At 58.4% G+C, this 15651-nt stretch carries 13 protein-coding genes; 5 read left to right on the top strand and 8 right to left on the bottom strand.

The features are described 5' to 3' along the window. Positions 1-42: 42 nt before the first annotated feature. From ubiG to GHO32_RS13030, 3 genes are read left to right on the top strand one after another with little or no spacing between them, the layout of a single operon-like run. Positions 43-741, top strand: coding sequence for a bifunctional 2-polyprenyl-6-hydroxyphenol methylase/3-demethylubiquinol 3-O-methyltransferase UbiG (gene ubiG / locus GHO32_RS13040; RefSeq protein WP_048368514.1), 699 nt, complete (start codon positions 43-45; stop codon positions 739-741). Positions 742-744: 3 nt separating this feature from the next. Next, positions 745-1416, top strand: coding sequence for an N-acetylmuramic acid 6-phosphate phosphatase MupP (gene mupP / locus GHO32_RS13035; RefSeq protein WP_153334753.1), 672 nt, complete (start codon positions 745-747; stop codon positions 1414-1416). Between the two features lie 45 nt (positions 1417-1461). Next, positions 1462-2202: a YciK family oxidoreductase gene (locus GHO32_RS13030; protein WP_123750431.1), complete on the top strand. Its 741-nt coding sequence runs from the start codon at positions 1462-1464 to the stop codon at positions 2200-2202. A 76-nt stretch (positions 2203-2278) separates the two neighbouring features. On the opposite strand, the gene GHO32_RS13025 is transcribed toward GHO32_RS13030, so the two are convergent. The 7 genes from GHO32_RS13025 to GHO32_RS12995 all read right to left on the bottom strand — a co-directional run bounded on the left by GHO32_RS13025 (position 2279) and on the right by GHO32_RS12995 (position 10026). Continuing rightward, the gene (locus GHO32_RS13025; protein ID WP_371924461.1) at positions 2279-3064 is read right to left on the bottom strand and encodes a TenA family transcriptional regulator; all 786 of its coding nucleotides are present in this window, start codon (positions 3062-3064) and stop codon (positions 2279-2281) included. A 45-nt stretch (positions 3065-3109) separates the two neighbouring features. After that, positions 3110-5569: an EAL domain-containing protein gene (locus GHO32_RS13020; protein WP_153334752.1), complete on the bottom strand. Its 2460-nt coding sequence runs from the start codon at positions 5567-5569 to the stop codon at positions 3110-3112. A 144-nt stretch (positions 5570-5713) separates the two neighbouring features. After that, positions 5714-7531, bottom strand: a complete 1818-nt coding sequence (locus GHO32_RS13015; RefSeq protein WP_371924460.1) for an ABC transporter ATP-binding protein — start codon at positions 7529-7531, stop codon at positions 5714-5716. Further along, complete coding sequence (locus GHO32_RS13010; RefSeq protein WP_153334751.1) at positions 7524-8159, bottom strand: DsbA family protein; 636 nt, start codon at positions 8157-8159, stop codon at positions 7524-7526. Before GHO32_RS13010 ends, GHO32_RS13015 begins: the two co-directional genes overlap by 8 nt. A 1-nt stretch (position 8160) precedes the next feature. Beyond that, positions 8161-9099 carry a rhodanese-related sulfurtransferase gene (locus tag GHO32_RS13005; protein ID WP_153334750.1) on the bottom strand — a complete coding sequence of 313 codons (939 nt, stop codon included), beginning with the start codon at positions 9097-9099 and terminating at the stop codon, positions 8161-8163. 100 nt (positions 9100-9199) lie between these two features. Continuing rightward, a complete protein-coding gene (locus GHO32_RS13000; protein ID WP_153334749.1) occupies positions 9200-9496 on the bottom strand; it encodes a BolA family transcriptional regulator in 297 nt (98 codons plus the stop codon). 11 nt (positions 9497-9507) lie between these two features. Continuing rightward, positions 9508-10026 carry a DUF2059 domain-containing protein gene (locus GHO32_RS12995; RefSeq protein WP_153332993.1) on the bottom strand — a complete coding sequence of 173 codons (519 nt, stop codon included), beginning with the start codon at positions 10024-10026 and terminating at the stop codon, positions 9508-9510. Positions 10027-10220: 194 nt separating this feature from the next. Between GHO32_RS12995 and GHO32_RS12990 the strand changes: the two genes are divergently transcribed. Next, on the top strand, positions 10221-11612 hold the full coding sequence (locus tag GHO32_RS12990; protein WP_153334748.1) for a class II fumarate hydratase: 1392 nt from the start codon (positions 10221-10223) through the stop codon (positions 11610-11612). Between the two features lie 99 nt (positions 11613-11711). Here the strand turns inward: GHO32_RS12990 and pap are convergent, their stop codons facing one another. Further along, positions 11712-13238 (bottom strand): polyphosphate:AMP phosphotransferase, encoded by a 1527-nt coding sequence (gene pap / locus GHO32_RS12985; RefSeq protein WP_123750424.1) that lies wholly within the window; start codon positions 13236-13238, stop codon positions 11712-11714. A gap of 138 nt (positions 13239-13376) precedes the next feature. Here pap and mnmC point away from each other — a divergent pair, with 138 nt between their 5' ends. Further along, on the top strand, positions 13377-15356 hold the full coding sequence (gene mnmC / locus GHO32_RS12980) for a bifunctional tRNA (5-methylaminomethyl-2-thiouridine)(34)-methyltransferase MnmD/FAD-dependent 5-carboxymethylaminomethyl-2-thiouridine(34) oxidoreductase MnmC (RefSeq protein WP_153334747.1): 1980 nt from the start codon (positions 13377-13379) through the stop codon (positions 15354-15356). The last annotated feature ends 295 nt before the right edge of the window (positions 15357-15651 follow it).

Raw genomic sequence — 15651 nt, 5'->3', positions numbered from 1 at the left:
CCCTGAGTTTTACCCGGTTTTTTAGCTTTAGAGGATTTACCCATGAGCAACGTCGACCACGCCGAGATCGCCAAATTCGAGGCGCTTGCCCATCGCTGGTGGGACCGCGAAAGCGAGTTCAAGCCGCTGCACGACATCAACCCGCTGCGGGTCAACTGGATTGACGAGCGCGTTCACCTGGCCGGCAAAAAGGTCCTCGATGTAGGCTGCGGCGGCGGCATCCTCAGCGAGTCCATGGCTCAGCGCGGGGCGACTGTCACCGGTATCGACATGGGCGAAGCCCCCCTCGCTGTCGCGCAACTGCACCAGCTCGAGTCCGGCGTCAACGTTGAGTACCGTCAAATCACTGCCGAAGAACTGGCGCTCGAAATGCCGGGCCAGTTCGACGTCGTCACCTGCCTAGAAATGCTCGAGCACGTGCCAGATCCAGCGTCAGTCATCCGCGCCTGCTACCAGATGGTCAAACCGGGCGGCCAAGTGTTCTTCTCGACCATCAACCGCAACCCCAAGTCCTACCTGTTCGCGATTATCGGCGCCGAATATGTGCTCAAGCTGATGCCACGCGGGACCCACGACTTCAAGAAGTTCATCCGCCCTTCCGAGCTGGGCGCCTGGAGCCGCCAGGCAGGTCTGAGCGTCAAGGACATCATCGGCCTGACCTACAACCCGCTGACCAAGCACTACAAACTGGCCAACGATGTAGACGTCAACTACATGATCCAGACCCTTCGCGAGGAGTAATACATGCGTTTAAGAGCAGTTCTTTTTGACATGGACGGCACCCTGCTCGACACCGCGCCGGACTTCATCGCCATCTGCCAGGCCATGCGCGCAGACCGTGACCTGCCGCCCGTGGCCGACAAACTGATTCGCGATGAAATTTCCGGCGGTGCCAAGGCGATGGTTGCCGCGACGTTCGGCATCAGCCCTGAAGCAGACAACTTCGAGGCCCTGCGCCTTGAGTTCCTTGAGCGCTATCAACGTGACTGTGCGGTCCACAGCAAGCTGTTTGACGGCATGGCCGAACTGTTGGCCGACATCGAAAAGGCTCATTTGGTATGGGGCGTTGTCACCAACAAGCCCGTACGCTTCGCCGAGCCAATCATGCAACAGCTTGGGCTGGCCGAGCGTTCCGCCCTGCTGATCTGCCCCGATCACGTCACCCGCAGTAAGCCCGACCCTGAGCCGCTTATCCTGGCCTGCAAGATGCTCGACCTGGACCCGGCCAGCGTACTGTTTGTCGGCGACGACCTGCGTGACATCGAGTCTGGCCGCGATGCCGGGACCAAAACAGCCGCCGTGCGTTATGGCTATATCCACCCCAACGACAACCCTGACCATTGGGGCGCTGACGTGGTGGTCGACCATCCGGCCGAATTGCGCAAAGTTCTGGATAACGCGATGTGCAGTTGCTAACACCCAGGCGCTGCACATGCTTCCTGCTTTTTGTTGAGGTGCTTTATGTTTGATTACACCGCCCGCCCCGACCTGCTTCAGGGCCGCATCATCCTGGTCACGGGGGCCGGTCGTGGTATTGGCGCAGCCGCCGCCAAAACCTATGCGGCCCACGGAGCGACCGTGTTGCTGCTCGGCAAGACAGAAGCCAACCTGAGCCAGGTCTACGACGACATTGAAGCCGCCGGGCACGCCAAACCGGCAGTTATCCCGTTCAACCTCGAAACCGCCCTGCCGCATCAGTACGACGAACTGGCGGCCATGATTGAAAGCGAGTTCGGGCGCCTGGACGGGCTCCTGCACAACGCCTCGATCATCGGCCCGCGCACGCCGCTGGAGCAACTGAGTGGCGAGAACTTCATGCGCGTGATGCACATCAACGTAAACGCCATGTTTATGCTGACCAGCACACTGCTTCCGTTGCTCAAACTGTCACAAGACGCCTCGGTGATCTTCACCTCCAGCAGCGTTGGCCGTAAAGGCCGCGCCTACTGGGGCGCTTATGGCGTGTCCAAGTTCGCCACCGAAGGCCTGATGCAAACCCTCGCCGACGAAGTTGAAAACGTCTCGACGGTGCGCTCCAACAGCATCAACCCGGGTGCAACCCGCACCAGCATGCGTGCGCAGGCCTACCCCGCAGAAAACCCGCAGAACAACCCTGAGCCGCAAGCCATCATGCCGGTTTACCTGTACCTGATGGGCCCGGACAGCACCGGGGTCAATGGGCAGGCGTTCAACGCACAGTAAAAACCCATAAAAAAACCGGAGCCTGCCCATGCAGCCTCCGGTTTTTTTAACCCTTCAGGTCGTCATCTCCCGACAATCAGGACTTGACCAGCTCGCGCCGCGCACGCACTACCGGCGCCCCCTCAAACTGCAAGCAGCTCTGCAAAAACAGATACTTGTAGTCATAGCTCTTGCAAATCGCTTTACGCAACTCGGTTTTCAGCTCTTCTGAAGGGTTCAACCCCGCCAGCGTGCAAATGATCTCCAGCGCTTCCCAAGGGTGCTCATCGTCATACTGCGCGTGCATCTTCAGCCATTTCATGGAGCGCTTGCGCCCCTCTTGTGGAAACGACTCTTCATAGATGCTTTTTGAGCACACCACAGCCGCCCATTCACCGACTGCGCCCTCGATGGCGTAGTTGGTGGCGGCCATCGCCACGGCCAACGAGTCGGTTGCACAGCTGTGCCAGCACCAGTCGTTGAGCGCCTGAAACTCTGCCGGTATGTCCTGCGCGTTCATGTCTTCAAGGCTTACACCGTGTGCACGCGCCCAATGCACCCAATAGTCGGCATGGTTAAGCTCGACACGAATGTTGCGGATAAGCCAGCGCCGCGCCATGTCCTCACCCGGATGGCGCCCATAACGGGTTTTGCCCAGGTTATGACCCATGTACAACGAAAACTGCTCGACAACCGGCCAGCCGCCGATCAGGAAAATACGCATGGTCTTTTCGCTGAGGGTGTTGTCGCGCATGCGTCGGTAAATTTCGTGTTCAACAACCCGGCGCTTGCTCTCGCTGCAGTCGCGGATCAATTGCTGAGCCCACTCGGGGTAGCTGGTCGCCTCCATCAGAGGGCCAGTTCGGTTATAGGTCTCGGTCACTATCAGGCTCCTTATGACACGCTGATTTTCCAAATCCGCAAATACTTAACGCAACGTGCCTGGCGACTTCAGGGCCAAAGGCGCGGGACGTTTGGGCCGGCACCACAAACTGTCACACGTCAGCACGTGAGGACGTTCAACTGCATATCCCTGCGCATAATCGACACCGATCTCGACCAAAGCCTGCTCAATGTGCGAAGACTCGACAAACTCTGCAATCGTACGCTTACCCATCACGTGCCCAATGTGATTAATCACTTCTACCATAGCCCGATTAATCGGATCATCCAGCATGTCTCTGACGAAACTGCCATCAATCTTCAAAAAATCCACCGGCAGGTGCTTTAGATAAGCGAACGAAGACATTCCCGCACAGAAGTCATCCAGCGAGAATCGACACCCCAGCGCCTTCAGGTCATTGATAAAACGAATGGCGCTGCCCAGGTTGGCGATGGCGCTGGTTTCGGTGATCTCAAAGCAGATTTGCCCGGGCGAAACCCCATAGCATTCAAACTGTTCGTGCAAGAACGCCAGAAACTCATCATCACCAATGGTCGTGCCCGACAAGTTAATCGCACACATTTCCATTGGGCGCCCAGGGTGCTGAGCCGTGCATTCGGAAATGATCTTGAACACATTCTCGACCACCCAACGGTCAATCAATGGCATCAAGCCATAGCGTTCGGCGGCCGGGATGAAATGGTCAGGCATGATCATGCGTTCATTTTCATCCTGCAGACGTAAAAGAATCTCAATGTGACCGCTGTGCTCCTCCACATGCCCCAATGGAACAATTGCCTGGGAGTAGAGGCAAAAGCGGTTTTCTTCCAGCGCCACGTGCAGGCGCTGCACCCAGTTCATTTCACCAAAGCGCAGGGACAGCTCAGAGTCGTCCTCGTGATACACCTGCACCCGGTTTCGGCCTTTCTCTTTGGCCATATAGCAGGCCATGTCGGCAGCCCGCATGCAGCCTTCCAGCGTGATCGGGACGTCGTGAATATGCACCAGGCCAATACTGATGGTGTTGAGGAACGGGCGGCCCTTCCAGGCAAAATGCAGACTCTGCACGGCATGCCGCAACCCTTCGGCAATTTTCTCGGCCACATCGGCCGGGCAGTTTTCCAGCAAGATGCCGAACTCATCTCCGCCCAGCCGCGCCAAGGTATCGCCTTCACGCAGACCGGATTGCAGCAGCGCACAAATATGGCGCAGAAGCTCGTCACCCGCCGCATGACCGCAGGTGTCGTTCACCAGTTTGAATTGGTCCAGATCCAAAAACATCAGCGCGTGCCGACCCTGTTGTCGCGCCAGGTTTTGCAGCACCAGTTCCAGGCGGTATTCGAACTCACGGCGGTTGGCCAGCCCAGTGAGCGCATCATGGGTGGCCTGCCAGGACAGATTGGCGATGTACTGCCGCTCCTGGGTCATGTCATGCAGTACCAACACCGCGCCGCTGAGTTTGCCCGCGTGCAAGATCGGCGCGCCGGTCAGGGTGACCGCCACGGTGCTGCCATCCATACGCTGGATAAACCTGGAGTTTTCACTGTTGCTGCCCAACTGACCGCTGAGCACATGATCAATCAGCTTGAAGCCTTCATCCGGCCTGTTGTCATCAAGAATTTTGAACAGCGCCCCCAGAGGCACACCCCGGGCCTGTTCGGATTGCCAGTGAGTCAAGTGCTCGGCAGCCGGGTTCATGTACGTGATGGCACCATCAACATCGGTACTGATCACGCCATCTCCAATGGATTCCAGGGTGATTTGCGCCCTCTCTTTTTCGAGTTGCAGCGCTTCGGCAAAGATGCGGCTCTGAACCAGAATCTTGTGGGTGCGCAACAACGCCAGGCAAATCAACCCCAAGGCCACGGCCAAGTTAACTGCCACCAACAGCTTCAAAATAAACCGTGAGGCTTCACCCAAGGCATCGCTAAACGCCTTGGCTGCGGGGGTGACCGCGTCGTTGATGGCATAAATCTGCGCGCGCCATTGTGCGACATCAGCCTCAGACACCTGATTCGTGCTGACCTGGCGGTGTATCTCTTGCGCCAGATTATCGAGTTTGACCAGATATTCGTCGCCCACGCTCCATTTCGCGATGGCTTTTTCCAGGTAGCTGAAATGTCGGAAATTCTGATAGAGCCAAATCAGCCCGTAGACGTCTTCGGGGCGATTGCCGCCTTGCAGAATGCCTTCGCGTGCCGCCTGCATATCCGGCTCAGGCTGGTCCAGAGCCACCCGCAGTTTATGACCGCCCTGGGGCACGAGAATGGCTTGCTGATATTGCGCATACGTCGCGGGGTCGCGATTGTCCGCGTACAAGCTCAAGAAATAGATGGCGTCTTTCTGGCCTTTGGACCACAAGCTCTCGCCTGCGACATAGCCCCTTACGGCCGAAAGCATGTAGAGACTCAAGCAGCCCAATAAAACCTGAAACAGTACAACCGCAATAAAGGGCCAGACAATCCCGAGCAGGTGGGGCGTCCCGAGCGTACGTTTTGGCTTCATGAGTTCCCTTTGCATCAAGCTGTCAGATGAAAACCAGAGGAAAAGCCTCAAAGAACTGAGACTAGGCCAACAACCGACATTAGGGATACCTCAGAGTGCTAACCAGCCCTCAAAAAATACATTAAGGGCAAATACGCTGCGTCCTCAACTTTGCTGCAAGTGGCCATACAACTGCGCGTAAAGGCCACCCTCGGCGATCAACTGATGATGCTCGCCGTCTTCGGCAATGCTGCCACCGTCAAACACCAGCACCCGGTCTGCCTGTTTTACCGCAGACAGCCTGTGCGCGATGATCAGCGTCGTGCGCCCGCTCAAGAAGGCGCCTAACGCGTGGTGCAAGTTGTATTCAGTGGCCGCATCCAGTGCGCTGGTGGCCTCGTCGAGTATCACCACACGAGGCTCAGCCAGAACCATACGCGCTATCGCCAGGCGCTGGCGCTGACCACCCGACAAACGCACCCCGGAACGCCCAACGATACTGTCCAGACCTTGCGGCAAGGTCATGATGGTGCCATCCAGCTGAGCGATTTCCAGTGCGCGCCAGCAGGCTTCATCCGTACGCTCACGGCCCATGGTCAGGTTGGCGCGCACCGTGTCGTTGAACAGCGCCGGATGCTGCAACACCACCGCCACATGCTCGCGAATAGCCTCCAGGCCAATATCCGACTGGCGCACACCGCCGAACGAAATACTCCCGGACTGTGGCGTGTACAACCCCAGCAGCAATTGCACCAAGGTGCTTTTACCGCCGCCGCTGGTGCCGACAATCGCCACTTTCTCGCCGGGGGCAATGCTCAGGTTAAGTGTGTTCAGTACCCGTTCTTCGCCGTAGCTGAAGCTCAGGTCACGGATATCGATGCCGACGGTTTCACGCCCGGCAAACGGATCAACCCCACCCGGATAGTGAGGTTCATCCTCACGCGCCAGCAACTGGTTGATGCGTGTCACCGCGCCGTCCGCCGCGTAAAAAGCGTATTGCAGGTTCAGCAACTGTTCGACCGGGCCGATCATGAACCAGAGGTAACTGAATACCGCCAGCATTTGCCCGATCGACAGGTCAGAGAACAGCACCGTCAACATGGCGGCCGCGCGGAAAATATCGATACCGAACTGGAACAACAGCCCGCTGGCGCGGTTCGAGGCGTCAGTTTTCCACTGCGAGTTGGCGGCAAAATCCCTGACTTCACGGGCACGCTGCTGTAAGCGACCGAGGAAAAAGCCCTGACGGTTGCCCGCTCGCACTTCCTGGATTGAATCCAGGGTTTCGGTCAGCGCCTGGGTGAAACGTCCGGTGCTGTCGTTTTCGAGCTTTTTCAAATGTTTGACGCGTTTGCCCAGTTGCACCGTGGCGTAGATCACCAACGGATTAAACAGCAGGATCAGCAGCGCCAACTGCCAATTCATCCACAGCAAAATCGCCGAGGTACCGACCAAGGTGAGCATGGCCACCAAAAACCGGCTGAGGGTTTCGCCGACAAACTTGTCGAGGGTATCGAGGTCGGTGACCAAGTGCGTGGTCACCGTGCCGCTGCCCAGACTCTCGTACTCCGCCAGCGAGATGCGCTTCAAGCGCTCAATCAAGCGCACCCGGATGCGGAACACGATGTCTTTGGCCAGCCTTGAAAACAGCCGCGATTGCAGGACGTTAAACAGCAATGCGCCCACGCGCAGCAGCAACGTCACTACCAGCATCAGGCCGATGTAGCCCACCGAACTCTGCCAGGCGACTGGCAGCCAGTGGTTCATGACTTTCAGGGCCGCGTCGCCATGCCCCAGCAGCACTTCGTCCACCAACAGCGGCAGCAGCAACGGAATCGGCACACTGCACAGCGTGGCAAGCACAGCCACACCGTTGGCAATCCATAGGGCTTTTTTATGCCGCAGGGCCAGACGGCGAATGTCAGCCCAGCCCAGCCGGTCTGGCGTGCGGGCAGTAGACGGCTTAGCCAGGGGATCAAGCACTCGCTGCACGACCCAGCCAACGGCCCAGCAAATCAGACAACGGTTCAAGCGGTTGATAGCCATTGGTCAACAAGGCCAATTGGCCATTACGCTCGGCCAGCAACGTCGGGAACCCGGCGATGCCCAAGTCCTGTACCCACGTAAAGTCCGCAGCCGTCGCGGCCTGTTGCTCGACGCTGTCGAAGGCCGCCGCAAACTCAGCCCTTGGCAACCCGGCCTGCTCGGCCAACTCAACCAAAACACTGCTTTGCGTGACATCCCGGCCTTCAGCGTAAAACGCGTGCTGGATAAGCTTGAGCAAGGCCCAGGCACACGCCGGTGCCAGGCCGCGTGCTGCCACTATCGCCCGGCAAGCGGGCTCGCAGTCGTAGACAAAACCGTCGGGCAAGGGGCCGTCAAAGTTGAACGGCTGCCCGGTGGCGTCAGCCACGGCCTGCCAATGCTCAAGGATGTAGCGCCGCGTCGAGGGCTCAAGCGCCGCACTGTTGCCGGTGCGCAAACCGCCTACCACCAGGTGCAATTCCACACCTGCGGCTTGCGCCTGCTCGATCAGGGCTTGCGCGACAGGCGCAAAACCCCAGCACCATGAACACATCGGGTCCATCACATAGAGCAGGCGCGCAGACATATCAGGCCTCGGCAGATTTACGGTAGTTGTGACCAATCGGGTGCGGCTGATTGCGGGCCTTGGCCAGTTCAATCTGCTTTTGACGATCAATCGCACTGCGACGGGTTTTCTCGCTCAGCTTGTCCCAGCAATGCGGGCAGCTGATACCCGGCTGGTAGTGCTCGGACTCACGATCGGCGGCGTCGATCGGCGTGCGGCAGGCGTGGCACTGATCGTACTCGCCTTCGCTCAGGTCGTGACGCACGGTCACGCGGTTATCAAATACAAAGCAGTCACCTTCCCACTTGGACTCTTCCTGCGGCACCTCTTCGAGGTACTTCAGAATGCCGCCCTTGAGGTGATACACCTCATCAAACCCTTGGCTGAGCATGTAGCTCGAAGCTTTTTCACAGCGAATGCCACCGGTGCAGAACATCGCGACTTTTTTGTGCACGGCCGGGTCGAAGTTGGCTTTGATGTAGTCAGGGAACTCACGAAAGCTCGTGGTTTTAGGGTCGATGGCGCCTTCAAAGGTGCCAATCGAGACTTCGTAATCGTTACGGGTGTCAATCAGCAACACCTCTGGATCGCTGATCAAGGCGTTCCAGTTCTCGGGGTCGACATAGGTACCGACTTTTTTGTTCGGGTCTACGCCTTCAACGCCGAGGGTGACGATCTCTTTTTTCAGCTTGACCTTGGTCCGGTAGAACGGCTGGTCATCGCAGTAGGATTCTTTGTGGTCAATATCGACCATGCGCGGGTCATTTTTGAGCCATGCCAGCAGGCCGTCGATGCCTTCACGGCTACCGGAAACGGTGCCATTGATGCCTTCTTCGGCAATCAGCAAAGTGCCTTTGATGCCGTTTTCCACCATTGCCCTGAGCAACGGCTCACGCAGTTCAACGTAGTCTTGCAGGGTGACGAATTTATACAGTGCAGCAACAACAATTGGCGCGGTCATCGTGAATCTCTCCAGGTGGCTACCCTCGCAAAGGGTGAACCGGATGCAAAAAAAACGCGCCGACTAAGCGGCGCGTTGCGGATTCTAGCAAAAACGTGTGTTAGTGCCCACCGCCAGCGCAGGTCGGCGAGGCCGGGGCTGCGTCGATTTTCGCCCATTCTTCAGGCGTGTACGTGTGCAGTGCCAACGCATGGAACTCACTCATCAGGTCACCCAGGGTGGCGTAAACCTTTTGGTGACGCTTGACACGGTTGAGCCCGTCGAACTGCTCGCTGACCACCACCGCCTTGAAGTGAGTCTGCAACCCACGGCTGTGCATGTGGCTTTCATCCAGCACGCTCAAATGCTCGGGTTGCAACGCGCTCAGTGTCGTTTCAATACGTTGTTGCATGTTCATTCAGACTCCGCTTACTTCTTTTTGGCCGGAGCCGGTGCGGCCGGTACCAATTGGGCAGTCATGTCTTCCAACAGCTTGTTGACCACAGGCACGGCGCTTTCCAGCTTGGCTTGAGTCATCTGGGCAGACTGTTGAGTCAGTTGCGGCATTTTTTCCAGCACTTTCTTGCCCAATGGCGACTGATAGAACTTCACCAGATCATTAAGCTCGGACTCGCTGAAGTTGGCGGTGTACAGCTTGACCATGTCCGGCTTCAGCTTGTCCCAGCCAATGGCTTGGTCCAGAGCTGTGTTGGCTTTGGCCTGGTAGGTTTCCAGCAAGGCTTTTTTCGAGGCTGGCGCTTTGGTTTGTTCAAAGCGTTGAGCAAACATTTGCTGCACTTGCATGTACACCGGCGTCCCCAGTTTGTCGGCGTGTGCCAGCTTGAGGAACGTTTCAGCACTGGCAGCGTGGCTGGCAGCATCGGCGAATACCTGGCCGCTGGCGCATACCAGAGCAACTGCAGTACAGATGGCGCGAAGACGAGTCATCGAGTTTCCTTTATCTAGCAAGCGAGGTCGTACCCCAGGGGCCACCATTCTGCGCCTAACAAAGTGTGTCACTCAACCCCGAGACTGATAGCGGTTCTCAACAATCCGACAAAAACCACTAAAACTAAAGTTTGAACTCCTGCAGGCGATTGAGCGCCTAAGCTCACTGATCAACCTTTAGGAGAAACGACCTGATGAGCCGCATCGAAACCGACAGCCTGGGTGAAGTGAACGTACCGGATGAGGCCTACTGGGGCGCTCAGACTCAGCGCTCGCTGATCAACTTTGCCATCGGCAACGAAAAAATGCCGTTGGCCGTGCTGCATGCCCTGGTCCTGATCAAAAAAGCCGCAGCCCGGGTCAACGACCGTAATGGCGACTTGCCAGCCGACATCGCGCGCCTGATCGAACAGGCGGCCGACGAAGTGCTCGGCGGCCAGCACGATGATCAATTCCCCTTGGTGGTCTGGCAAACCGGCAGTGGCACCCAGAGCAACATGAACGCCAACGAAGTGATTGCCGGGCGCGCCAACGAACTGGCCGGCAAAGGCCGCGGCGGCAAGTCGCCGGTGCACCCCAACGACCACGTCAATCGCTCGCAAAGTTCAAACGACTGCTTCCCGACGGCCATGCACATTGCGGCGGCCAAGGCGGTGCATGAGCACCTGCTGCCGGCGATCAGTGAATTGTCCGGCGGGCTGGCCGAATTGTCGGCGCGCCATATGAAACTGGTTAAAACCGGTCGTACCCACATGATGGACGCGACCCCCATCACATTCGGCCAAGAGTTGTCGGCTTACATTGCGCAACTGGATTACGCAGAAAAAGCCATTCGTGCAGCCCTGCCGGCCGTTTGCGAACTGGCTCAGGGCGGCACCGCCGTGGGCACCGGGCTGAATGCGCCACATGGCTTTGCCGAAGCCATTGCCGCCGAACTTGCCGCCCTGTCGGGCCTGCCATTTGTCACCGCCCCCAATAAATTTGCCGCGCTGGCCGGGCATGAGCCGCTGACCACCTTGTCGGGCGCCCTGAAAACCTTGGCAGTCACCCTGATGAAACTGGCCAATGACTTCCGCCTGCTGGGTTCCGGCCCTCGCGCCGGGCTGGCTGAAATCAAACTGCCCGCCAACGAACCGGGCAGCTCGATCATGCCAGGCAAGGTCAACCCGACCCAATGCGAAGCGTTGTCGATGCTAGCCTGCCAGGTCCTGGGCAATGACGTGGCGATTGGCTTTGCCGCCAGTCAAGGGCATTTGCAGCTCAACGTGTACAAGCCGGTGATCATTCACAACCTGCTGCAGTCGATCAAACTGCTGGCCGACGGGTGCAGCAACTTCAATGAGCACTGCGTGACCGGGCTTGAGCCGGACGCGGGCAAAATGGCCGAGCACCTGGAGCGCGGCCTGATGCTGGTGACCGCACTCAACCCCCACATCGGCTACGACAAATCGGCGCAAATCGCCAAAAAAGCCTATGCCGAGGGCTTGACCTTGCGTGAAGCGGCGCTGGAGTTGGGTTACCTGACCGACGAAGAATTCAACGAGTGGGTACGCCCGGAAAACATGCTCAGCCCCGGCAAGCATTAAAACTGTAGGAGCGAGCTTGCCTCGCGATCTTTTGATGTTTTAAAAGATCGCGAGGCAAGCTCGCTCCTACAATTACTAAGGCGTAGCGCGACTCAACGCCTAGATACGAATCATGGCCTTGCCCTTCTTGACGTGCTTGTCGCTTTTGGCAAAGGCGGCTTCCAGCGCTTCGTTGATAGTGCGCAACACTTTGACCCGTGCACAGCGTTTGTCATTGGCCGCGACCAGTGTCCAGGGCGAAATTTCCGTGCTGGTGCGGTCAACCATGTCGCACACGGCGGTGCGGTACAGGTCCCATTTCTCGCGATTGCGCCAGTCTTCTTCGGTGATTTTGAAGCGTTTGAACGGGATCGCTTCCCGCTCCTGAAAACGCTCCAGTTGCGTGTCTTTATCGATCGCCAGCCAGAACTTGACGACGATCACCCCCGAATTCTTCAGTTGTTCTTCGAAATCATTGATTTCGCCGTAGGCACGCATCCAGTCGGCCTGGGTGCAAAAATCCTCGACCCGCTCTACCAGCACTCGCCCATACCACGAGCGGTCAAAGATGGTGAATTTGCCGCGCCCCGGAATCTGTCGCCAAAAGCGCCAGAGGTAAGGTTGTGCACGCTCGTCCTGCGACGGCGCAGCAATCGGCACGATGTTGTATTGACGCGGGTCGAGTGCCGCTGCAACGCGGCGAATGGCACCGCCCTTGCCCGCCGCATCGTTGCCCTCGAACACCGTAATCAAGGCATGACGACGCATGCGCTTGTCACGCATCAGGCCCGATAGCCGTGCCTGCTCGGTGACCAGTTGCTCTTTATAGTCATCCTTCTCCAGCACCTGGGTCATGTCCAGGCAGTCGAGCAGGCTTAATCCATCACGGCTTTCAGGCAGCAGCGGCACGTTGATTGAGCGCGGGCGAGCCTTGGGTGCGCTTAGAGCGGCTTGCAGCCCTTCCAGCAAAATTTTGCCCACGGTCAGGCCACGGTAGTGCGGGTCTACACCCTCAACGATGTGCCAGGGCGCGTAATCACGGCTGGTGCGACGCAGTACACGTTCGCCGTAACGCACAAACTTGTCGTAGGTTTTGGATTGCTGCCAGTCCAGCGGGCTGATTCGCCAGCTGTGCAGCGGGTCATCCTTCAAAGCCTTGAGCCGTGCTTTCATTTGTTTTTTGGACAAGTGAAACCAGAATTTGAAAATGACCGCGCCTTCGTCACAGAGCATGCGCTCCAGGCGCTCGGCCCCGGTGATCGCTTGATCCAGCACCGCGTCCTTGATCACCCCGTGCACCCGGGCCTGGAGCATCTGGCTGTACCAATTGCCGAAAAACACGCCCATGCGGCCCTTGGCCGGCAAATGACGCCAGTATCGCCACGCCGGCGGACGCGCCAGTTCTTCGTCCGATTGCTGATCAAAGGTACGCACCTCAATCAGCCGCGGGTCCATCCATTCACTCAGCAGTTTGACTGTTTCACCCTTGCCAGCGCCCTCGATGCCGTTGATCAGCACAATCACCGCTGCGCGCTTTTGCTGGTGCAAGTCGTACTGCGCCTCAAGCAAAGCCTCGCGTAGGGCAGGAACTTCTCTGTCGTAGGTTTCTTTGTCGACGCAATGACCGATTTCTGCAGATTCGAACATGGAAAGCTCCCTGGCAAGATGTCACAAGCCTAGACGATTGATGCCTGCGCGTAACAACAAAACGCATAAAACTGTCATCAATCCGTCGTGCTGTGGCCGATCGGCTAGAATGGCCGCCTTGCCGATGCAGAGCCTCACATGACCATTGAAATGCCCAATGCCCAGCTCGACTGGGATGACCAGGGTCGCCCCCATTCGCGACTGTTTGACGACGTGTATTTTTCAGACAAGTCCGGCCTTGAAGAAACCCGTTACGTCTTTATTGAACAGAATGCCTTGCGCGAGCGCTTCAGCGCCCTGCCCGCCAACGCGCATTTTGTGATTGGTGAAACCGGCTTCGGGACCGGCCTCAACTTTCTCTGTGCGTGGCAACTGTTCGACGAAACGGCGCACCCTGAGGCCCGCCTGCATTTCATCAGTGCCGAAAAATACCCGCTGACCCGCTCTGACCTGCAACGCGCCCTCGCTCTCTGGCCGGAGCTGGCGCACTACAGCGAGCAACTGCTGGCAAGCTATTGGGCCATTCATCCGGGGTTTCAAACCCTCAGTCTGGCCAATGGCCAGGTCACGCTCACGCTGCTGATCGGCGATGCGCTGGAGCAACTGCCACAGCTCGATGCGCAGATCGACGCGTGGTTTCTGGACGGCTTCGCCCCCGCGAAAAACCCGGACATGTGGACGCCCGAACTGTTCGCACAACTGGCCCGTTTGGCCGCTCCCGAGTCCACCCTCAGCACCTTTACCAGCTCCGGCTGGGTACGCCGCGCGCTGAATGAGGCCGGCTTTAAAATGCGCCGCACGCCGGGTATCGGCCACAAGTGGGAGATCCTGCGCGGGGTCTTTCTCGGCTTGCCAGAAACCGCTTTGCCCGGCGCCACGGTCAAACCCTGGTTCGCTCGCCCGCCACAGATCAGCGGCCCTCGTACCGCGCTGGTGATCGGCGGTGGTTTGTCGGGTTGCGCCAGCGCCAACAGCCTGGCCAAGCGCGGCTGGAAGGTGCTGCTGCTGGAGCGTCACGAACGCTTGGCCAAAGAAGCCTCCGGCAACCCGCAAGGGGTGTTGTACCTCAAGCTGTCCGCCCACGGCACGGCACTGTCGCAAATGATCGTCTGTGGCTTTGGCTACACCCGCCGCGTGCTCGAGCACTTGCAGCGCGGGCGCGACTGGGATGATTGCGGCGTGTTGCAACTGGGTTTCAATACCAAGGAGGCCGAGCGTCAAGGGCAACTGGCCGCTGCCTTCCCGCCCGCGCTGGTGCACGTGCTGGATCAACCCCAAGCACAAGCCTTGGCAGGCATAGACCTGGCCCATGGCGGGCTTTTTTACCCGGAAGGCGGCTGGGTGCATCCGCCCGCTTTGTGCCAGTTTCAGACGCTGCACACCAACGTCAGCGTCTTGACCCACCATGACGTGCTGCAACTCAATAAAGTGCAGGGCCAATGGCAGGCCTGCCAGGGCGAACAGGTACTGGCCAGCGCACCTGTGGTGATTCTGGCGGGGGCGGCCGAGGTCAAACGCTTCCCGGCCAGCAGCGGTTTGCCGCTTAAGCGCATTCGCGGGCAAATCACCCAATTGATTGAAACCCCGCAAAGCGCGGTGCTTAGCACCGTGGTCTGCGCCGAAGGTTATGTGGCGCCGGGGCGTTTGGGCGAGCACACGGTGGGGGCCAGCTTCGATTTTCATAACGAAGACCTGACCACCACACCTGAAGGCCATCAGGGCAATCTGGATTTGCTGGAAGAAATTTCGCCTGACCTGGTACAGCGTCTCGGCGAAGCAAACCTCAACCCGCAGACCTTGCAAGGCTGGGCCGCGTTTCGTTGCACCAGCCCCGACTACCTGCCGATTGTCGGGCCGCTGGCCGATGCCGAAGCATTCAACCAAGCCTATGCCGTGCTCAGCAAGGACGCCCGGCAGGTGCCCGATACCCAATGCCCGTGGCTTGACGGTTTGTACGTCAACAGCGGCCATGGCTCACGCGGTTTGATCACTGCACCGCTGTCTGGCGAACTGCTTGCCGCCTGGATCAACGACGAACCCCTGCCTCTGCCCCGCCCCGTCGCCGAAGCCTGCCACCCCAACCGTTTTGCTGTGCGCGCCTTGGTGCGCAGGCTTTAAAACCGGTCTTTACCCCGGCAGTGCGCCCCCGCACTGCCGGGGCCAACCGCCCCTTGCGTAGACCCGATCCGTGCCGCGAACAAGCACCGTTGGTAAATTTTATTGAACGATCCAGACCACGATCACTCGATAAAACACGGTCATTCATCGCGGCGCGCGGCATTTTTACCGCCTGCGCGTCGTTTGGGCTGAAGGCATGGCTAGCCGCTATGCCTTCTCTAAACCGTGCCCGCGCTGCCCACATCCCCTAGGGATGGCGACTGAAGCGGTAGTGACACACATGCCGAAATACCAA

The sequence above is a fragment of the Pseudomonas sp. FSL R10-2189 genome (assembly GCF_009600325.1).
Classification (GTDB): Bacteria; Pseudomonadota; Gammaproteobacteria; order Pseudomonadales; family Pseudomonadaceae; genus Aquipseudomonas; species Aquipseudomonas helleri.
The sequence above is the reverse complement of the archived record's forward strand: the minus strand, read 5'-3'. Positions and strand labels throughout refer to the sequence as shown.